21 protein-coding genes are annotated in these 20199 nt (G+C 38.6%); 5 read left to right on the forward strand and 16 right to left on the reverse strand.

The window, feature by feature from the left end; translation table 11 throughout:
• Positions 1-125: 125 nt before the first annotated feature.
• The 8 genes from H5123_RS17205 to H5123_RS17240 form a co-directional block, all read right to left on the reverse strand.
• Complete coding sequence (locus tag H5123_RS17205) at positions 126-332, reverse strand: cold-shock protein (protein WP_124018113.1); 207 nt, start codon at positions 330-332, stop codon at positions 126-128.
• Positions 333-585: 253 nt separating this feature from the next.
• Complete coding sequence (rlmA, locus tag H5123_RS17210) at positions 586-1407, reverse strand: 23S rRNA (guanine(745)-N(1))-methyltransferase (protein WP_182698747.1); 822 nt, start codon at positions 1405-1407, stop codon at positions 586-588.
• A gap of 25 nt (positions 1408-1432) precedes the next feature.
• A complete protein-coding gene (locus H5123_RS17215; RefSeq protein WP_182698748.1) occupies positions 1433-2236 on the reverse strand; it encodes a hypothetical protein in 804 nt (267 codons plus the stop codon).
• A 275-nt stretch (positions 2237-2511) separates the two neighbouring features.
• Complete coding sequence (locus H5123_RS17220; protein ID WP_182698749.1) at positions 2512-2775, reverse strand: glycoside hydrolase family protein; 264 nt, start codon at positions 2773-2775, stop codon at positions 2512-2514.
• 203 nt (positions 2776-2978) lie between these two features.
• Positions 2979-3722, reverse strand: a complete 744-nt coding sequence (locus H5123_RS17225; RefSeq protein ID WP_182698750.1) for a hypothetical protein — start codon at positions 3720-3722, stop codon at positions 2979-2981.
• 199 nt (positions 3723-3921) lie between these two features.
• On the reverse strand, positions 3922-5355 hold the full coding sequence (locus tag H5123_RS17230; protein ID WP_182698751.1) for a toll/interleukin-1 receptor domain-containing protein: 1434 nt from the start codon (positions 5353-5355) through the stop codon (positions 3922-3924).
• Positions 5356-5462: 107 nt separating this feature from the next.
• Positions 5463-6278: a TIR domain-containing protein gene (locus H5123_RS17235; RefSeq protein WP_182698752.1), complete on the reverse strand. Its 816-nt coding sequence runs from the start codon at positions 6276-6278 to the stop codon at positions 5463-5465.
• Positions 6279-6399: 121 nt separating this feature from the next.
• Positions 6400-6804 (reverse strand): hypothetical protein, encoded by a 405-nt coding sequence (locus tag H5123_RS17240; protein WP_182698753.1) that lies wholly within the window; start codon positions 6802-6804, stop codon positions 6400-6402.
• A 399-nt stretch (positions 6805-7203) separates the two neighbouring features.
• On the opposite strand from H5123_RS17240, the gene H5123_RS17245 reads away from it, so the two are divergent.
• Positions 7204-7662, forward strand: a complete 459-nt coding sequence (locus H5123_RS17245) for a Rha family transcriptional regulator (RefSeq protein WP_310736146.1) — start codon at positions 7204-7206, stop codon at positions 7660-7662.
• Between the two features lie 141 nt (positions 7663-7803).
• Here H5123_RS17245 and H5123_RS17250 read toward each other — a convergent pair whose 3' ends face one another.
• The 6 genes from H5123_RS17250 to H5123_RS20795 all read right to left on the reverse strand — a co-directional run bounded on the left by H5123_RS17250 (position 7804) and on the right by H5123_RS20795 (position 12796).
• On the reverse strand, positions 7804-8259 hold the full coding sequence (locus H5123_RS17250) for a hypothetical protein (protein WP_182698754.1): 456 nt from the start codon (positions 8257-8259) through the stop codon (positions 7804-7806).
• 429 nt (positions 8260-8688) lie between these two features.
• Entirely contained in the window at positions 8689-9042 is a 354-nt protein-coding gene (locus H5123_RS17255; RefSeq protein WP_220487681.1) for an SMI1/KNR4 family protein, read from the reverse strand.
• Between the two features lie 402 nt (positions 9043-9444).
• Positions 9445-10239, reverse strand: a complete 795-nt coding sequence (locus H5123_RS17260) for a restriction endonuclease (protein ID WP_182698755.1) — start codon at positions 10237-10239, stop codon at positions 9445-9447.
• Positions 10240-10264: 25 nt separating this feature from the next.
• The gene (locus tag H5123_RS17265; protein ID WP_182698756.1) at positions 10265-11209 is read right to left on the reverse strand and encodes an ion channel; all 945 of its coding nucleotides are present in this window, start codon (positions 11207-11209) and stop codon (positions 10265-10267) included.
• A 647-nt stretch (positions 11210-11856) separates the two neighbouring features.
• Positions 11857-12435 carry a hypothetical protein gene (locus tag H5123_RS17270; RefSeq protein ID WP_182698757.1) on the reverse strand — a complete coding sequence of 193 codons (579 nt, stop codon included), beginning with the start codon at positions 12433-12435 and terminating at the stop codon, positions 11857-11859.
• 43 nt (positions 12436-12478) lie between these two features.
• The gene (locus H5123_RS20795) at positions 12479-12796 is read right to left on the reverse strand and encodes a hypothetical protein (RefSeq protein ID WP_310736147.1); all 318 of its coding nucleotides are present in this window, start codon (positions 12794-12796) and stop codon (positions 12479-12481) included.
• 115 nt (positions 12797-12911) lie between these two features.
• Between H5123_RS20795 and H5123_RS17275 the strand changes: the two genes are divergently transcribed.
• Positions 12912-13121, forward strand: a complete 210-nt coding sequence (locus tag H5123_RS17275) for a hypothetical protein (RefSeq protein ID WP_182698758.1) — start codon at positions 12912-12914, stop codon at positions 13119-13121.
• A gap of 208 nt (positions 13122-13329) precedes the next feature.
• On the opposite strand, the gene H5123_RS20865 is transcribed toward H5123_RS17275, so the two are convergent.
• Together H5123_RS20865 and H5123_RS17285 are read right to left on the reverse strand one after the other, a co-directional pair.
• The gene (locus H5123_RS20865) at positions 13330-13380 is read right to left on the reverse strand and encodes a hypothetical protein (RefSeq protein WP_404948327.1); all 51 of its coding nucleotides are present in this window, start codon (positions 13378-13380) and stop codon (positions 13330-13332) included.
• Positions 13381-13568: 188 nt separating this feature from the next.
• Positions 13569-13775 carry an Arm DNA-binding domain-containing protein gene (locus H5123_RS17285; protein ID WP_259395691.1) on the reverse strand — a complete coding sequence of 69 codons (207 nt, stop codon included), beginning with the start codon at positions 13773-13775 and terminating at the stop codon, positions 13569-13571.
• Positions 13776-13947: 172 nt separating this feature from the next.
• Here H5123_RS17285 and sbcB point away from each other — a divergent pair, with 172 nt between their 5' ends.
• The 3 genes from sbcB (at position 13948) to H5123_RS17300 (ending at position 20142) form a co-directional block, all read left to right on the forward strand.
• Positions 13948-15369, forward strand: coding sequence for an exodeoxyribonuclease I (gene sbcB, locus H5123_RS17290; protein WP_182698759.1), 1422 nt, complete (start codon positions 13948-13950; stop codon positions 15367-15369).
• A 44-nt stretch (positions 15370-15413) separates the two neighbouring features.
• Positions 15414-16310 (forward strand): cytidine deaminase, encoded by an 897-nt coding sequence (gene cdd / locus H5123_RS17295; protein ID WP_124018439.1) that lies wholly within the window; start codon positions 15414-15416, stop codon positions 16308-16310.
• A 649-nt stretch (positions 16311-16959) separates the two neighbouring features.
• The gene (locus H5123_RS17300) at positions 16960-20142 is read left to right on the forward strand and encodes a YdbH domain-containing protein (RefSeq protein WP_182698760.1); all 3183 of its coding nucleotides are present in this window, start codon (positions 16960-16962) and stop codon (positions 20140-20142) included.
• Positions 20143-20199 lie beyond the last annotated feature (57 nt).

Genomic DNA, 20199 nt, shown 5'->3' on the forward strand with positions numbered 1-20199 from the left:
TGGGTATGGGTATGGGTATGGCGACAATACAACAAGAGTGTAAAGAGTAAACTTTGAAAATAAAAAAAACTGCAGCAATAAATTGCTACAGCTTTAAAGTCCTAACATTTAGCTCGAGCTAAATATTAAACTACTGAAACGTTCTCAGCTTGAGGACCTTTCTGACCTTGAGTCACAGTGAAAGAAACTTTCTGACCTTCGTCAAGAGTTTTGAAACCGTCTGAATTGATAGCACGGAAGTGAACGAATACGTCTGGACCAGACTCTTGCTCAATAAATCCGAAACCTTTATCAGAGTTAAACCACTTAACAACACCAGTAACTTGAGACATAATATAAATCCTGTAAAAAAATAGTTAAAGCCTTAACGGCGGTAAAGCTGGAAAATGCCGGTATTACTTATGTTTACAGGACGAAACTGTTCGTATTGATAAATATAAGCCCAACCTTCAAGCTGAGTAAACTATAAACCATTTTAGAAATAAGTCAACAAACATCGGCAAAACAACCCTATTTATTTAATGCCATCACAAAACGGTTTATCTTTGAGCATCAAATAGTTATTTATATCAATTATCTGATTGTTTATTGTTCGCGTTGATGAATTTCGATTTTAAAGTCTATCTCACATTCGAGCCCTTGCTCTATTATTTGAGACTTTTGTGAGTCACTCAGCTTCCAGGCATAAGGCGTCATATTAAGAAAATGATCAATATCTTCTGTACGCGTCAGTGACAACGAATAACCAAGCTCTTCATGTGCTAAATAAGTAAATCCTGCTAATACTATCGACTCTTCTGAGTGTAGTTTGGGTTCACTGTAGATCTTCTTCTTCAACGCATAGTGATGCATAGGACCTGGTGACACAGTAATGAGTATTCCTCCTGGTTTTATCACCCTTTGTAACTCTTCAATTTTAGAGGGCGCATAAATACGGATGGCTAAATCAAAACTGTCGTCTGCAAAAGGCATTTCAAATGCACTCGCAACGCAAAAATTCATAGTTGAATAGCGTTTTGCGGCATAACGAATGGCAAACTTAGAAATATCCAGCCCGAAAAGTTCAATATCGGATTGCGTGGCAGATTGTAGTGTTTCAAACAACCTATGACTGTAATATCCCTCACCACAGCCTATATCAAGGATCTTGTTTACATCAGTGGTATATTCAAGCGCTAACTGATTTACCTTATCACTTAGCGGTTGATAAAAACCTTGATTAAGAAACTCCCGCCTAGCAAACATCATTTCTTTGTTATCACCAGGATCTTTGGTTTTCTTCTTCTGTACTGGTAATAAATTAACGTAACCTTCTTTAGCAAAATCAAATTGATGGCGTTGTTCACATTGCAATGATTTTTGTTTTTGTACTAATGGGGCATTACAAATAGGGCAAATATAAGACATGTTGGACTCTAGAGTTACTGAAAAATTAAAGATCGTCTTCACACAGCTTATTGACCATTTCCGACACGTCTTTAGGGGCTAATAGTTCAAAACAATCTAATTTACGTTGTAGTTGTTCATTACTAACAATCTGTTCATTTGATGAATATCCTAAGTTGGTACGCTCTAATGACTGATGATAGGTGCGTAACAACCATTGGTGCTTATTTTGCAATAAATGATCAAGTTTTAATAGCTCGGTTGATACACCAGGGTGGATTTTCCCCGACTCACCCCGCAAATAGTCACGTAACTCTCGTCGTACTTGCTCCAATTCACTAATATGAACAGCAAGCATGTTAGAGGGCTCATCATGATCAAACTTACGGCCTAATATCGCTTTAGCCATAACGAGAACTTGAGGTTCGCTCAAAATCCGTAAATCATTCTCTAAGGTTACTAATTCAAAACGAGTTTCGGTAGATAAACTAAAATAAACACCCGCATCGATGTTAATGCTAACCGTTACGCCACGTCTTAGCTGTTCAATACACACCCGAGGCGCCACGCCTGTTAAAGGATATAACTTTATCCCCTGCCCCACACTACGTCTTTGCTGTGGAGTGTTGATTGTCGGCGGCATCGTTTCAAAAGCAAAACTCAAGAACGGCTGAATTCGGGTGATGAGAGTCGCTTGAGTGTGACTAACTTGGCTAACCACAAACTCAACCAAAGGACTACTCATCGCTGATAACACTAATAAGTCACTCACACTATCAGGTAAGTGAAGCGTCAACGCAGTCGGTTGAACTATTTCACTCACACAGGGTTGAGTAAATACATGATGCATAGAATATCCCTTTATTACGTTATTGAATTTTAATCAGCAAATCCTCATTAGTCACGAGTAAACGAGTCAATATTAGAATTAATTTAATTGTAGATTAACTCATCATCATTTTTTTATGCTGATAAATATTAACATGATTTTACTCGGGAAAAAGGATCTTATATTTACTATGGCTAACGCAATTCAACCGTCCCTATTTTGAGGTGTACACGCCCGTTTTGTCGCATATCCATAAAGCGCTTGGGTGCTCTTCCATGTGGTGCAGTTGATTGTTTTCAATGCAGCAACCGCAGTGTTCGCACACGTAATAGGCTGTTAATGTGTTCACCCTCGCTTAATGGCGGGGTGAGTGTAAGCAATTCACGGTCAAAGGTGTTAAGGCTGGTTGCCAGCATGTCTAAACACTGCTGGTTAGTGAACACCATGCCAAGTTTAATGTTGTGGCCAGTTTGGCCAAAGCAAGCCGTTTCAAGCTTATATAAACTGCAGCTATTTTTAGGGGTAAAAACACGCCATATATGGCGGGCTTTGCGCCACATATGGCGTTGGGCGAATGGGATTTCTGTGATATGTAAAACCGATATTTTTTAAATTTGATTTAAAAGTTATCGGTTAAGTGAGTTGCCACACATAAGAACTGGGCAATAGCGCTTTAACACGCTGAATCACATTATGCGAACTATAGTGAATTGAGATTACGCAAAGTTTTGGGTGGTGGAGTACATCCTAATTGACGTGCTTGTTACATTTTGACCCAAGCAACAAATTTCTCGCCTGGGAATAATTTTTTGGCCAATTCACGCAAACTAGTATATTTTTCGTATAGCGATAAATCACTGGCATAAACGTGAGCATACAATACAGCAGCACCGTTCATAGCTCCCTGAAATAATCGCTCACCCAATTTCTCTTCGTACTCAGCCAATGGTACTGGCCTACCGTTTAATGCGTGAAAACTAAGAGCAGGCTGAACTTCATTTACATAAAACGCGTTACGGATATTGATTGAGTTGATGGCTTGCTCAAACCTCTCTTGCTCGATAGTTAGTTCCATAAGATCTTGGGCATTGTCATTTTCAATCAAGAACTGAAGGCTATCTATGTCTTGTTTTAAATTTGAGTAATCTGGAGGCTTCATTGCAGGTAGTGATAGCCCGCGATCAAAAGGGGTTTTAAATTTTTCTAAATCTCTTTTGATACATTGAATTGCATTAATCTGCCTAATTAAAACAAAAAGGGCAGAGTTTAATGCGCTTTTCTGCTTCTCTTTGTTCTTTTTTTCTTCTTCATAAGTTTTTAGCCAAAACGCAGAAAAGGCGCCAATAAAACCACCTACAGCTACCGTCAAAGCCCTTATTAAATAGTCATAGCTTTTAGGCACTACTGCATATTCTATAGCTACAGAAGATAGATACCAAATATTTAACACGGTCAAGGCTACAATAACACCAAATATCTCTGGCTGATAATTACGTAGAATCTTCAATGCAACCTCTTAGAAATGTAACGTTTTAGTATTTATGTGTTGCGCTGTTTGCACGCATAAATCACTTGTTGGACTTGGCTGATGCATAGTCCAGATTAATTGGTAATCTTTATGCTGTAGCAATAATTTAGCTGGCTAGAATAAGCGACTGAGGAGCTAAAGCCAACTGTATTTTGTCTTTGCTTAACAGTCCGTGAATTCACCTTAAGCTATCAAGCTCTTCGATATTCATAGATGACCCGAAATCACTTTCATAAAGGAAATTATGCCAACTACTTACACAGACACGTATTTTTCCTTCGTTTATTTTACTTCTAAGCACTTCCACTGATTCAATTCCAGTGATTTTCGCAAGTTTAAGAAAGTTTTTATGTTGCGCCGCTCTAATAAAAAATGGGTAATCACTGCCATAAGATGAATAATGTAATGTAGCAGGATACCATCTAGTTCCAGGGGTTATAAAGGACATAAGAAGCGTGAGAAGATCTGCTTGTCGAATATCTGAAAAAGGTATATCTTCTCTGTCAGCTTGCTTTTTGATAAGTTCCGCAGCGGGTGAATACAGCTTTTGGTTAGGTGGAGCTAAAACTGATTGTAAAGTTTCAGAGTAGCCGTAGAAGCAGTCAAATTTTTCAAACTTCTTATTACCATATTGATCTGATGAGGGTAATAAATAATGGGAAGTGTAAATATCATTTAATACACCGTAAGCTCCTGACTTTAGCAATGCAGCGACTATATAAAGAAATGTTTCATATACAAAAACTGAATGAGCCTCAAACCAAGAATCATTCCAGCTATTTATTTCGGGTGGTCTGGATTTCAATTCTCTAAGCTTTTCAAGCACCTCTATTAATGACTCTGAAAAAGCAGATTCATCGGTAATTTCACTTTCTAATAAAACCCAATCACAAAGGTGATTTCTTACGGCTTTTAACTTATTACAATCCTCTAGAACTTTTTCACCTATCGATTCAACATCAGGTCGTTCTCTTACCCTTAAGTCATCAGCATATGCAATGCAAGATTCTATAAAGTCTCGTCGATAATGATTAAGTCCTTTTTTGTCTTGTAATACAGCTTGTTTTAACGAGTTAAATTTTGCAAAAGCTTCACTTGTTGGGATTGGCGTATTACTTGTTATAAAAGTTGGAGCCTTGCCCTTTTTTGGCTTTACGTACTGTGGTTTCCCATAGAGAAGGCGAATGAGCTGTTCCCAGTTCTCATTTTCAGCTTCAGAGCTAGAAAAATTAATCCACATCCGAGATTGCATAAAAGCAGGTAAAATAGGCTCACCTTCAGAAAATTCACATACGATAGGAATGAATTTTGATTGCTTCACCCTTTGATAAACCTCACCAGATATAATCTGTGACTCAGTACCTACACCTGCCTTACGGGCATTTGCTTTATCAGCATATACCTTATCGCAAATAACGAGTACATGGGTGACTTCAGGATCAGTAACCATACTTTCCATAAAAGCATACTTATCGTCTCCTTCTTTCAAGTCATAAATATCTAAGATAACATCGACTCCATCGGCAACAAGCCTATCAGCCCAATGTTTAACTAACTCTTGGTGACTTTGATCTGACCAACTATACGAAATAAATACTTTTGGATCTTCCATAAACCTAGATTCTTATATTTTGAGTGATGTAGTGAGCTAACGCCGCGTTAAGCGGACAAAAATTGAGGGGTTATAATGTGTAGCGAAGCGAAACATAACCCACTGTTTTAATTCCGTTTAAATACCTTGTTAGGTGAATTTTCTATTGTATTCATTCTCATGCCATTTTCTTCTAAATAATTTATAGCGATTTCCATAATAAATTCCATCGGGGCAATACCGTCTAACTCCATAGCAATTTCTTTTGGATGCAAACCTTTCTTAGATAACATCTGAATACGCTTAACAATTTCAGATTTTGAAAAATCCCTTTCAATATGAAATTTATCTTCTTGTCGCTCTAAAGAGCGAATTCTCTTATCCATTGTCCTAGTTGTATAAAGGATTTCAGTCAAAATATCATCTGAACTTCTAACTGGTTCTGCTTCGCCTGTTGATGGAACGTTTTTCATGGCCGCTTTGAACTTATTGTCAAATAGTGGCCAATATGTTTCAAATACTTGATCCAATATTCGATCTTCTAATCCTTCAGTTCCAAGCTCTTTATTGATAGTAACCAATAAAGATTTCATTCCTTCTTTATCTGGCATTGTGTGATTAAATTGCGCCATAGGATTGGCAAGAGCCGCAGGTGTTAAATCAATAAGAAAGGTACAGACTCTATTAGCGGATAAGCCTTTCGCTAATGCACCTGATTCAAAAAGAATCCATGGATTCTCTTTATTTTCTTTCGTCAGACAAACAATTCCAACTTTTGTATCCTTTAGTTGATCATTAATTTCATTAAACCATAAAGATCCTTTATCAATATCCTTTGATGAAACCCAAGGTTCTGAGGCCTGTAGTGTACATTTAATCCAATCCCTCAAAATTTCTGCGCATTCTTTACTCAGGCTTTTTGACCAACTAATAAAAACTTTCATTATGACTCCTCAGTCAATTTAGATATTCACCTAACGCCTCATTAAGAAGCTAAAAATTGTTGGCTAAAAATGTGAGCGCAGCGAACCTAGCCAACTGTTTTTAGCCCTTTTTAATGACTTGTTATAAGCCAATTGATAGAGCTACTGAAACACCAGCACCAAGAACAAAGAAGATGAAATTTGCCATAATTCCTTTCCAAAAGGATTTATTACCTTCTTTCCTTAATTCTCCTTGAAGTAATTGCGCAACAGCTTCAACTTGATCCTTATTTATAGAAACAAGTTTTTCATATTTCTCAGCATCTTTTTGTAATTCTTGAACTAGATTTTTTCTTTTATTTATTTCAATTTCCACCTCAGTGACAAGGTGACTAGACTCTTTTAATGCGCTAGTTAATTTATTTATTCTGTCTTCTAGCGTTTCTTTTTTTGAATGAGTTTTATGGTAATAGCCATTCACAAAGCCCGCTATACCCGAAGCAATTCCCCCAATACCGATAGCAAGTGTTATTACTTCAAAAGACACTGAACTCTCCTTGGCTTATAACAGCTTATCAAACGGCTCGACCGATAAAGACGACCGTTTAAGTTATTGATGAGTATAACCTTACATTTTATATGTCTTTGAAGTAAAGCAATTTAATGGCTCTTATTCTCAAATAAAAAACGTAAATTGCGCATTAAAAGTGCCAATATTAAATGTAAGAAATAAACCAAACAATATCAATACATTAGAATAAGGCGTTACAGCTGCCAAACGGTTAGCTTATTATTGCCCCATTTTTTCTAAGTATCTAAAACACATACGTTTTGCTTTAGGCAGCAAGTAGCCGTGTGATCTAAAGTTCTCGATGACACAATGTTAGCTTTATAAAATGGCTGAAGGGTTATCGATAACTCACTTAACTGATAACTCATAAGTAAAATTGACCGTATTCTAGTCGATGCCCCAAGTGAATTTACGTCAGCGCATTTTTGCGCTAACGTGCAAAATCAACAGGTTGGCACCAGTCAGCGTGATTTGAAGTGTTACCACCTGACCAAAGACGGTTTTATGTTTTTAGTGATGGGTTTTACCGGTGCCAAAGCTGCCGAACTCAAGATCAACTTCATTAATGCCTTTAACGAAGCCCAAAAGCGACTTAGCCGCACTCAACATCCGTTTGAGCGTCAGCGCATGATGTTTACATGGGAAGGCGGCAAAATAGTGAGTTCGCAACCAATACATGATGACCAGTTTGTCACCAGCCGCGATAAATTAGTGCAGTACATGCGCGAACCCCGCTTTTTATCTCTTGAGCAATTGCTAGAAATCAGCGAAGCCGCAAACCAACAAATTGCGACACTAGCAAGATTGGCAGAGAAACAAGCCCGTTTACGCTAAAAACCACGCTAAACGCCCATAAAAATGGCTACATCAAGTAGCCATTTTTGCTTGAAAAGTTAAGCTAACCGAAAAATACAGCAGGCAAAATTTTGCGTGACGCGGGTCAACTGTAATTTTCAGTTTCAGCGCCGACTATATTTACTTCTCACTGATCTCTTTAAGAATAGCACGTGCAGCATTTTTTCCGTTCAATGCAAAACCAACTTCATGGCCACTTTTATCTTTAAGAATTAACAGGTTTGAATCTGGCCACATATCCCGAACCACCATATCATCTGAAACTGTTTTGAGTTCTTTGGCTGGAAGTTTATATCTGAGATTATACTCATAACCTTTGAGGTCCCATTCAGCCATATAGGCACCATTGTCCGTAATAAAAAACACGCCCCATTGTTGTAGCGCTTTATTTTCATACATAGTTGTCCACTCCTTAAAGTGAACTTTTTCTGAGCCATCCTTTACCATATCTAAAACCACAGGTTCAAAAGCAGGTGTATTCATTGGACCCATCATAGTTTTCATTGGCCCAGGAGAAGCACAACCACCAAGAGTAAAAAGACATGTGATTAATAAAATAGATTTTTTGTTTAACACCCTAAATATCCTTTTAGTAAAACTAGTATTCACCTTGTAAAGTGAATTGAAGTTTGGAGTAAATATAACGTTTTAGTATTTGTGCGTAGCGCCGTTTGCATGGAACAAACCGCTTGTTGCACTTGGCAGTTGCCGAGTCCAGGTTAATGGCAACACATTATGCTATAGGAATTTTCTTTTTTGATGCTAGCTCTGGGCTGCAAAGCAATGTTGAATTGATTATGAGGCTTGATTTGTATGTGTTCAATTGTAATTCCCTTGTCATTGTGGTGTTCCATCACATCTTTTTAATACTAGCTGATTCAATGAAGTTAATATACTCAATTGAGACAGCATTTGGCGCAGCGCAGCGGCTTAGTTAAAGCGCCCTAATAATGGGCAAAAAATTGTCGGCTCAAATTGTGTAGCGAAGCAAAACGTGGCCAACTCTTACGTGTTCTTGTTGATTTTCTTATTAGGGTTCGGGCTTATACCAAACTCTTTAGCAAAATCTGGATCTACCCACACCGATATGATGTCACTCGGATCTAATTCTATTTCACTAGGTTGAGTACACTTAGAAATAAACTCATGTAATGTCTTAGACAACTCTACTTTTGTATTTGTTTCGTGATCCCAAAAGATAATGCAATCTGAAATATTGAGAAAATAATTACCGCATTCATCTTCAGCAATAACTTCATATTCAGATATATCTTCAGGGAAAGGCAAAGTAGTTTTTCGGATAACACCAAACTCATTGCCTACATCATCCTTAAATACTTTACCAAAAATACGATTCATAACATTAGAACCCTAACGTTTTAGTATTTATGCGTTTCGCCGTTTGCAAGGCACAAATCGCTTGTTGGACTTGGCCGATGCCGAGTCCAGGTTAATGGATACACGTTATGCTATAGGAATTTGCTTTTTTTGATACTGGCTCTGGGCTGAAAAGCAATGTTGAATTGATTATGAGGCTTGATTTGTACGTGTTTCATTGAAATTCCCTTGTCATTGTGGTCTTCCATCACATCTTTTTTAAGTCTAGCTGATTCAATGAGGTTAATACACTCGATTGAATCAACATTTGGCTCCGCGCTGCGGCTTAGTTCAACGCCCACCTGACCAGCAGCATGCTGGCGCAGTTTTTTGCATCTCCTTGCTAAAAATGTGACAGTGTTAGCCGTCTGGTTGAGGTGCTTGTTAAATGCCGTTCATAATCGACGGTAATTCACCTTCATAATATTCTTTTATTAAGTCAGCCCTAGAAGCTGGGACTGATATAAACGGTACATTTTCTGGTGTTCCCGGAGGCCGCATTAATATTGCAGCACTATAATTGCGCGATTCAAATAATTCTAATTGTAATAAAAAAGCTTTAAATACATATTGTGGCATCCCTCTAATGCCCCATTTACCTTTGTCCAATTGGCCTTCTGAAAAAGCTCTTTCGGCATGTTGTTTGGAATAAAAGAGCAGCATATTGAGTTGACCTGAACTTGGATTAGGATGAGCAAAGAAACTTCCATTATTTTTACCGTTGCTTAACTCCATTATTGTCCAGAATGGTTCACCAACAGTTGTTTCATCTGGAAGAGCAACAGTTTGAAGCCTTTCAGCTAACAGCTCATTAATACGTGGTAGATCATCTATTGTTAGTAAAAGAACATCATTGTCTTTAGCTAAATCTTTTGCCAGCTGCTGGTATCCAAGCCTTGATACCATTACCTTCTGAATGTTACCTGCATGATTTAACTTTCCATAAAATTTAGCTACTTGTCCATTATCAATCGGTCTACCATGATCTTTACATTCAATCGCTACTTTATGAGTTATTCCAGCCTTTTCAAATTGAAAGAATACATCAACTTGATGAGACCGACCGAATTTATCAACAAGTTGCACATCTTGCCCAACAACGATTCCTTCATCCTTCATATTTAAGAGGAACGAATATACTCTTTGGACATGCTTTTCTAATTTACTACCGTCGTTCATCGGATCTCTCTAGGCATTTAACGCTTCAAGAAGCGGCGCGATTTTCAGCGTCCGTCTTACTTGACTTGTTAGCTTCTCTTGCAATAACCGAATTAACAAAGCCACCAATAATGAATATGCATAGAATAAGTTGAAAACTCACAACCGCTCTAACCACTCTATCATTAGCGACAATGTCACCAAAGGTTGTTGTTGTAGATATGCCAACACTGAAATAAAGAAAATCAACAATACCCAGCTTGTTTCTAAACTCCTTGATGTACTCTTCAATTTTATCAAGAGTTATTGAGCGAGCATTTCTCATGTTTTCTTCAAGTTGATACCGATCTTCATAAGCATCAGACTCTCTTTGATTCAACTCAGCATATCTGTCTCGTGTTTCTTGAGACATAAAAGCTGAGAGGTTACTCAGGATAAATTCTGAGTTGAGGTATGCTTGGTGTGCTTTCTCAACCCTAACCCCAGCTAACTCGACTCGTTTATCGCCCACAAGGCGTATAAAGTCTACGTCTGCTTGAGTTTTAACTTGCGGGGACAACTTCACTTCAAGGTTAGCTACCTCTAACGCCATTTCTTTCTCCCTCAAAATAAAAGGGGCAAGCTTCTCTTCATCATAATTTTCTGTATTTTCATCAACTTCCAAATCTCTTATTTCAGATAGCTTATCGAGTTCGCTTCTAATCCCTAGCATCTCAGCTTCTATAGCGATAAGGTTTTCCTTATTTTTAGATAGCTCCAAGAAGTATTTATCATTCTCTGTTTTTAGCTCGCCAAGGCTTACCCCATCACCAATTCGATAGTCATATTTTTCATTCCCCCAGAGCAATCTATTCATATCATAGAACGGGTGAACATTTAGCTCTGAATTAATGATGAAACTATCTGGCTTAACCAACCAAAAAGTGTAATAAATGATTGAAAAGGCTACTACGATGAAGAAGTAAACACATCCCCATTTCTTACTACTCATGATTAAACCCCATTTGGAAGCTAACAGCTTATTGAACGGCTCGACCGATAAAGCCGCCTGTTTAAGTTATTGATTAATATCATCCTACGTTTTCTATGTCTTTGAAGTAAAGCAATTTAATGACTCTTACACTTAAATAAAAAACGTAAATTGCACGTTAAAAGTGTCAACATCAAATGTAAAAAAATAAACCAATAATATCAATATATTAGAGTAGCCCTATTTTCCTCAACATAGTCCTTTAGACTGCTTTTTGTTCACATATTCTTATTATGCCCTCAAAACTCATTATGACTGTAAATAAATACAGTGCAGGTCACGTAAAGGGGGAAGTAATGACTGATACAAAATATTTAGCATCAAACTGAAGTGATAGAAACAAAGTTTTAGGCGATCAAAAGTTGCGGTTTAAGACGATCAAAAGTTGAGTGGAATTGTGCACCATCAAATGTAGGGTAAACCATTAATTCATTCACTTAATGAGTTTAATTTTTAGGTAAAATTTATTGGCAGAGATCAAAGCTATAAAACAACAACATAGCCCCCTAAAATTTTCATATGTAGTGAAGCACTGCGCTTGTCCCCCCCGCAGTGCACCGAGCCAGAAGGACCCATTAAAAATACTTGCTAATTTTTATAGCGATAGGTCATTTGTCATTCATCATTATTAACGCTGATAATGAATTATGCTGGTTCCAGATTTGAGATTGAAGTTGGCTGTGCTTATCCATTATCTCTTTCCAATGGACATAATTTTTGTCGTCACCCTCATCCAAAATAACTGGCTCATAAGATGATGATTTATCTAATTGATATTCGAGCCAGAAATTTAAGAGTGAATCAGAGTCAGGTATAGATTTATTAATAATCTCAATGAGAAACAGGCCTCTTAGCCACAAGCCTCGGTCTACATGAATAAAATGTGACACTTCAGCAAACATTACAACCTTACATATTTCGGCACCCTTTGAGCCTTTTAACATCGAATAAGATAAGTTTGAAAAAGCAATTTCTCGCTCCATCATGATTTCAGATAACGAGTTAACATAGCCGGTTAAAATCGGCACCCTCCATACTTTATAAGCACGATAAGCAATTCCCAAAGTCGCAATAGTAACAACTAAAGAGATGAACCCAAGCCACATAGAAGTATCAAACTCGACTCCTTGACCAAGAATTACTCCTATAAAAAGTAAACAACATGATATCAAAAAATAAATTTTCAATTAAATTCAATCCATTTATATTAATTATACTGACTTTACCACATCAATTAATTAAAGAAATCTCTGCCCTTCTCAACCAATACACATAAGACTTCTTGCTATCGAATCCCATCAAGGCCCACTGCCCTTTGCATACATAGTGCGCTCTAATGGCCCGTATACATTGGGGTGCTAACCGCTCAATCATCATATCGAAGTGCCTTACCTCACGCGGTGGCGTTATCTCGACCACTGCCGAACTGCCGTAAACAATCACCTCGCCTAACTTGTCGCACTGGCTTCGGCTTGCGAGCCCTTGGCCATATTCTTGATGGGCCCAATAGTTACCCCAGCGCGTTAACCCATGACGTAACGCTTTCATGTTCAGCGTCACTTGTTGATGCTACAGCTGCTGCACATTAATCTTCGCCATTATTATTCACCATCAATCATCGCCCTTATTTCATCAATCCCTAACTTAAACACCTGGGCGCATATTGCCGAAACATCATCAAACGGCACTCTCACATCATGCAAATGAACAATTCCTTAATACTAAAGAGGTCATGGTGCGTTATCGGATCAGCTCAACAGCAACATTATGGACATGGCGCAAAAACCTTGGGTTTCCAGACCCTATTAGTAATGGGCGTTTCTACAATAAAAAAGCACTTGAAATGTGGGATGAGAAGCAATTAGCCTCATAAGTGGAATAGGCATTTAACAACGCCCATTTACACTCGCTTAGGCAAATTAATCAGGCCTTGTAAGCCGAGTTTATATTTATTAATGGATGACCGGTCACTGCAATTTTCTAACTACTTTGCTTTTGAGTAGACTTAACATTGTTGCCATACCGCACAAACACATCAAGTATTTTAGATATTAAACCCTCCTTGATTTTCTACTGCCAACTTAAGTTTTTCGGTCCACATTTGGTACGCTAATTCCTGTTCTTTCAGCCAATTGTATTTGTTGTATACGGCCATTACGCCACCTAAGACAGAGCCCAACATTTTTTCAGTTACATTAGGCAATATAGCGGCTTCAGATAAGCGAGATGACAAGGTTGATCTGCTTCTTCGGGTATTACGTTGTTTCCAATACACTCTTGGATCTGTATCATTCGTTAATGAGTTTCTAAGTTCTGGTATCTATTTTCGGGCTTCAGCCAGTTTGACATCAGGGTATCGACCTAAGGTTAAACGCGCTGGCGACGAGGCAAATCGAAAGCGATACTGCCAGGTAATGGTTCCAGCATCACTGATGCGCACACTTAAACCATCACAGTCTGAAAGCTCAGATTTAGTTGAATATGGTTTGCTGTTTATAGAACGTAACAGTGTGTCAGATAAAAACATTTTTAGAGCCTGCGTACATATTTAGTATTGATATATAGAGTTTATGACACATTAAAAATATGTACACAGATGCCCTAATAGCAAAGCAAATTCAATTAAATTGAATGAAGTGATTTAAAATGGAATTAATCATGATTTACATGACGTTAAATAGAAAAATGAGTAAAAATAAATGAACATAAATCATGATAATCAACCATCCCTATTTTGGCACGATTACGAAACATTTGGGGCGAATCCAAGTAAAGATCGACCATCACAATTTGCAGGTATTCGAACCGATCTAGAATTGAACATTATTGGTGAGCCTGAAACCTTTTATTGTAAACTTGCACCAGATTATTTACCTGCTGCCGAAGCCATACTCATTACAGGTATAACCCCGCAACTGGCTAACCTTAAAGGTATACCTGAAGCTGAGTTTATGAAACGTATCAATGGCTTATTTAGTCAACCAAACACCTGTGTTGTAGGCTACAACTCACTACGTTTTGATGATGAAGTCAGTCGTTATGGTTTTTATCGTAACTTTATTGACCCTTACGCACGCGAGTGGCAAAACGGTAATTCGAGATGGGACATTATTGATTTAGTTCGTGCTTGCTATGCATTTCGTCCCGACGGAATTAATTGGCCCATGAAAGAAGATGGCTCACCGAGTTTTAAGCTCGAACTACTCACTCAAGCCAATGGTTTAAGTCATGAAAAAGCTCATGATGCTATGTCAGATGTTTATGCCACCATCGCTATGGCTAAATTAATCAAGCAAAAACAGCCTAAACTGTATGAATATTATTTTAACTTAAGACGTAAACAAGCGGTTGCGGATCATATTGATGTGCTAAAAATGCAGCCATTGGTTCATGTCAGTTCAAAAATTAGTGCGCTGCAAGGCTGTACCACATTGATTGCACCAGTGGCCTATCATCCAACGAATAAAAATGCAGTGATCTGCGTTAATTTGGCGATGGACATTTCTCCCTTGTTAACCTTGTCGGCTCAAGAAATCAGCGACCGTATGTACACCTCGCGTCAAAATCTGGCCGAAAACGAGCTGGCGATACCACTTAAACAAATTCATCTGAACAAGTGCCCGTTTATCGGTTCACCAAAATTACTTGACGATGAGGTAACAGAAAAATTACAGTTTGATAAAGCATTTGCACGCGAGCAATATAAACGCCTGAAAAATCACCCAGAATTGCGTGAAAAACTGAACCAAGTCTTTGAACTTGAATCAGACCGTAAACCGATTACTGATCCTGATTTAATGCTCTACAGCGGTGGTTTTTTCAGCCATGCCGATAAAACGAAAATGGACATTATTTGCCATACAGCACCCCATAATTTAGCCGCATTAGCATTGCAGTTTGATGATCCTCGTATCAACGAAATGTTGTTTCGCTTTAGGGCCCGTAATTACCCAGAAACATTAAGCGACAGTGAAGCTCGTAAATGGCGAGATTTCTGTCAACAACGATTATCGAATGCTGATTATGTGATAAAACTCGAAAATCTGGTCGAAGAAACCAGCGAGAATGAACACAAACAAAAGCTATTAAAAGCCCTATACCAATATTTACAATCATTATAGTGAACTTTCACTTTACACAATTTATTTCATCTAAGGATAAGGGAATGCAAAATCGATTTTTAGAGAGCATTACTCAACTAGACAAGCCTTTGGCTACCGCACTTGTGCCAATACTTCATGAGCAATTTTGTGGTCATATTGATGCGATTCAATTTGCTGAGCTTGTAAAAGCAAGCGGCAAACCAGAACAACAAGTGCTAATGGATTTATTACCTATTGCAGCTGCACTGGCTAACCCTCCTATCAGCGAATTCTACGTAGGCGCTATCGCAAAAGGTGCCAGTGGCGACTTGTACATGGGCGCTAATTTAGAATTACCCGGAGAAGCGCTATTTCACAGCGTACACGCTGAACAAAGTGCAATCAGCCACGCTTGGCTGGCCGGTGAAACAGAAATTGTTGATATTATTGTCAACTTCAGCCCTTGTGGCCACTGTCGCCAATTTATGAATGAACTAGTCAATGGCAGTAAGATTAGAATTCATTTGCCAGAGCAAGAAACTAAAACACTAGCACACTATTTGCCTTATGCGTTTGGCCCTGCTGACTTAGATGTCACCATGCCGCTATTAAGTAAACGTCAGCAAGAATTTAATTGTGATTCTGATGACCCAATGATCATCGAAGCCATTGATCAAATGGGCCTAAGTTATGCGCCATACACCAACAATAACGCCGCTGTAGTTCTTGAAACCAAGGATGGCGCCACTTTCTGTGGTCGCTATGCTGAAAGTGCAGCATTTAATCCATCAATGCAGCCTATGCAAATGGCGTTATCAAATCTGATCCGTAATAACCGCCAATATAGCGAGATTAAGCGTGCTGTATTAGTTGAATCATCGGTAGGAAAAATTACTTTAGTGGGTGCTGCAATGGATGCTCTACATGCCATAGCCCCAATTGAACTACAACACATGGTTGTTGAACCTTTGATAGGCTAAACGAAAAAGCTTGCCATCTTAATCGGCAATAAAAAGGCGCTCATATGCGCCTTTTTTATTGAATTAAATACCACATGAAACTCAGATACAGTTGAACTTTTATGGTGAACATTGACTCGAGATAAGCGGTTCAACACTTGATTAAGAAATGCAGCACAAGCCTAAGAGACACCGTTATAGAAACACCGTTTTTAGAGACACAGTCGCTAAATCACCCCACTCCTGATAAAGACTTCTTCTATCAAATAAGCAAGATTATTTAACCGCCGCTTGCGGCAGTATTTGTGGTTACTTACTCGGGCATTATCGCTCACACATGATGCATCATGACACTTGGCAAACTCTGTCTGGCATCAAATTGTCACGAACTGCAGCTAAATACGTCTTAAAAGTTGAACTGCCCACAGATTAATAATGTGTTATATTTTAATAATCTACTGCTAATAACATGCTAAACTAATTCACTTTTTAATCGCTATACCGTTAAATAGCCTCTTTTTGGCAATAGCATTTATGAGCCAATTTATGTCGCTAAATGTCTTATAATCAACAAGGTGTCGCGATGAGTAATCACAGTCAAGGTTATGTAAAAATACATGACCAACAAACACATATGCCCTTAACCAAGCAAACGTAAAGTGAGTCACTATTGCGCATTTTGACCGTTAATAAGATCTTACTCTTTGTGCTGTTTTGTACAGTGGCCTTAGTGTGGATCATTTTCGAAAATGCCAAACCCATTACAGTCAAAATACTCAATAATTTACTCGCCGACAATCATATCGAAGTGCTTAACTTTGATGCCGAATATGTGTCGTTTAACCATATTTATATTCCTAGATTAGTATTGAAAGTGGAAGACAGTCATATCGCTATCCAAGAATTTAACCTTGAGCTGCGAGATAGCCTGCAAATTCTTAAAAATCAACAAATCAGTGCTGACGATATTATTAGTATCAAAACACACAGTGTTTATGTCGATTTAGGCGACAGTTTTTTTATTCGTCAGTCTCAACAAACAGAAGAATCGCCGGCGTCAATGCAGCTCAACTTGGCTAAATTACCCATGATTGAATTAGGCGAGATTAATATTAAGCTGCCACTTCTGGATAAAGATGATCCACAGCACAATACGTTAAAAATGGACAAGCTCACATTAACCCCAGAAGGTCAGTTAAATACCTTGTGGCGCTTTAATGATTTTCCATTATTTAGTCTTGATGCCACCTTAGATAAACAAGCGTGGCAATTTAATACGCTGGTTGATTTGGGCTTAAGTTATCAGGGACTTGAGTCATTAGATCAATATTTATATTTATTAAACAGCAAGCAGCAGTCACAACAAGCACAAGCTAATAATATGCTTAATGGCTTACAGCAACAGTTATCGCAGATACTGCAACCCATCCGTCAGCAACAACTCACAGTGAAAGGCCAGTGGACAGCCCATAGTAAAGTTGACTTAATGAGCGGCGAGATCAGCAGCCAACAATCAATTGATGGACTATCCTTGCACTCTCCACTGTGGCCAAGTGTATATTTTGCGCCGCAGCAGCCAATTAAATTAATGCTAAATATGGGTAACTACCCAATATCAACAACCTTAACCGACAACAAAACCACTAACGCGTTCGCGATTAAACTCAACATAGCGCCCATTAACTATCAACTGTCACCAACAGAACAAGACAGAAATAAGCTGATTAGATTATTTGCCGGTGATCATGATAATCAAATAATACATGCTATTGATCAACTTACGCCTAAGTTGGCTTCTCAGCAGGCCCATATTGATGTGCACATGGACTCCCCTATCGAAGCGGTTATTCCCTTACAAAATGATATGTTACCGTTACAAATAACACTGCCGGACTTGAAGCTGAGCATTGAGGGATTACTACTGCAAAGTCAGCTAACCTTGGCCCATACCACATTGAATAGTCACCAACAATTTAGCAGTGATTTTGACTTGGATATGGCTTTATCATCGCATGCCGCCATAAACCAAACCGAACAACAGCAAGCAGTAACACTCGCCACTGACGACACTCGGATAACAGATCCCATAACTGGCACAAATCAAAAGGCGGCCTTACAAGCATCGCCTTCAGCTCCAAGTACTATTGATATTAAAGCTTTATTTCCGCAAATTGCTTTAGATCAGCTGTTATTGTCAGAGGCTAAACTACACTTAGTCGGTAAAATATCGCAACAACAAGATCAACTCGCGCTATCGTTAGATTCAAGCTCTAGCTTTGCCATTAATCACAGTAGTATTTCACGCAGTGTAACCAGTGAGAATCAACAGCAAACTAAACAAACCAAAACAACGTCGGCGCAATGGGAGACATTTGGGCTTACGGTCAATGACACCTCTACCATAGTGTTCAAAGCAGACACGACTCAAATTGATCTGGCCCCTTTCAAGATTCAAATTGGTCAGCTTATTGGCCAGCAAGCAACGCATGCAGGCAAAAACGCATTATCGACCATAGAGGGAGTGATTAATAAAGCTGAGGTGGCGTTTAACCAAAAGTTATCCCTTGGATTGCATAGAGATGACTCTTTACAAACGTCATTAGACAAGTGGTTACAAACCCCAGCGACTAACGACATAGCATGGCGTGTCAATCAACTCGATATCACCAAACAGATCGGCAACAATCGCCGCCAGCCTTTGCTTGCGCTAAACCAGTTAAATGTCATTCAACAACTTAACTTATCCAAAGGACTATTGATCGGTAATGAGCAATGGCAACTCGATACTCTTACCTTAAGCAGCTACCACTTGCTTAAATTTGCGGATAAGAAAAGCCCCTTATCACTAGCAGGACAATGGACATTCGATACCGACATTGAAACCGCACTAAATACATTGCAAAAAGTCCAACCCTTGCCGAATGACTTTACTATACAGGGCCACAGTAAACTCATTGCTGGATTTGCCTTAAGCGAAATAGACAATAGCAGTCAATTTGAGATGAAGATTGAACAGCAGTTATCGTCTTTATCTGGGCAATGGCAAGATAAAACATTTAACGGCGGTGAAGTTTTTGCTCAATGCCAATTTAACTGGCAACAAACTTACGATGCGCCGAATACGGCCGCAGATGCAAAACACTTTGCTCACAGTAAGCTTGTCTGCCCACAAACGGCTATCAGTTTACAGCAAGCTAAAATCGGCTTATCGCTCACTAATTTAAATGTTAATGCCAATATTGAACTCAATAAAGATGGCAATAAACTGCCGACCAACTGGTTACAACAGGTTACCGGATTAAGTGAGACTAACATCAATCTTACCGCCAGTGGCGACATGCTGGATGGACGTTTTCTATTACCTGAATTTGTGCTTAAACTGCATGATAAATCTTATGGATACTTGTTATTACAAGGTCTTAGTTTAGATAAGTTTTTAGAAGAACAACCCCAAGTAGGAGTTAAAGCCAATGGCTTATTTGATGGCGTACTTCCTGCTGAATTAACGGATGGCAAAGTGACAATATCCGGTGGCAAACTTGCAGCGCGTAAGCCTGGAGGATTAATTGAAGTAGCCGGAAATCCTGCCATAGATAGACTAGAATTATCTCAACCCTATCTTGGATTGGTATTTACCGCACTTGAGCATCTTAACTACACTGAGTTGGCGAGCACATTTGACATGACACCCAATGGAGATGCCGTGCTTAACTTGGGTGTTAAAGGTAACAGCCGCGGAATTGAGCGACCTGTTCACCTCAATTACACTCATCAAGAAAACCTGATTCAATTATACAAAAGCACCCAGATTGGCAATCAACTACAAAACAAGATTGAAACAAAAATCCAATAGCAGCATAAAAGGATCGTCTACGTGAAATATTCATCGCTATATTTAATCAGTATCAGC

Source organism: Shewanella sp. SR43-4 (assembly GCF_014163845.1).
GTDB classification, from domain to species: domain Bacteria; phylum Pseudomonadota; class Gammaproteobacteria; order Enterobacterales; family Shewanellaceae; genus Shewanella; species Shewanella vesiculosa.

Bases quoted from the DNA above. Each gene is read 5' to 3' on its own strand.
- cdd (WP_124018439.1), top strand. From the start codon at position 15,414: ATGCAAAATCGATTTTTAGAGAGCATTACTCAACTAGACAAGCCTTTG.
- H5123_RS17265 (WP_182698756.1), bottom strand. From the start codon at position 11,209: ATGAGTAGTAAGAAATGGGGATGTGTTTACTTCTTCATCGTAGTAGCC.
- H5123_RS17215 (WP_182698748.1), bottom strand. From the start codon at position 2,236: ATGCATCATGTATTTACTCAACCCTGTGTGAGTGAAATAGTTCAACCG.
- H5123_RS17220 (WP_182698749.1), bottom strand. From the start codon at position 2,775: ATGTGGCGCAAAGCCCGCCATATATGGCGTGTTTTTACCCCTAAAAAT.
- H5123_RS17260 (WP_182698755.1), bottom strand. From the start codon at position 10,239: ATGAACGACGGTAGTAAATTAGAAAAGCATGTCCAAAGAGTATATTCG.
- H5123_RS17205 (WP_124018113.1), bottom strand. From the start codon at position 332: ATGTCTCAAGTTACTGGTGTTGTTAAGTGGTTTAACTCTGATAAAGGT.
- H5123_RS17285 (WP_259395691.1), bottom strand. From the start codon at position 13,775: ATGTTTTTATCTGACACACTGTTACGTTCTATAAACAGCAAACCATAT.
- rlmA (WP_182698747.1), bottom strand. From the start codon at position 1,407: ATGTCTTATATTTGCCCTATTTGTAATGCCCCATTAGTACAAAAACAA.
- sbcB (WP_182698759.1), top strand. From the start codon at position 13,948: ATGAACATAAATCATGATAATCAACCATCCCTATTTTGGCACGATTAC.
- H5123_RS17255 (WP_220487681.1), bottom strand. From the start codon at position 9,042: ATGAATCGTATTTTTGGTAAAGTATTTAAGGATGATGTAGGCAATGAG.
- H5123_RS17235 (WP_182698752.1), bottom strand. From the start codon at position 6,278: ATGAAAGTTTTTATTAGTTGGTCAAAAAGCCTGAGTAAAGAATGCGCA.
- H5123_RS17230 (WP_182698751.1), bottom strand. From the start codon at position 5,355: ATGGAAGATCCAAAAGTATTTATTTCGTATAGTTGGTCAGATCAAAGT.
- H5123_RS20795 (WP_310736147.1), bottom strand. From the start codon at position 12,796: ATGAAAGCGTTACGTCATGGGTTAACGCGCTGGGGTAACTATTGGGCC.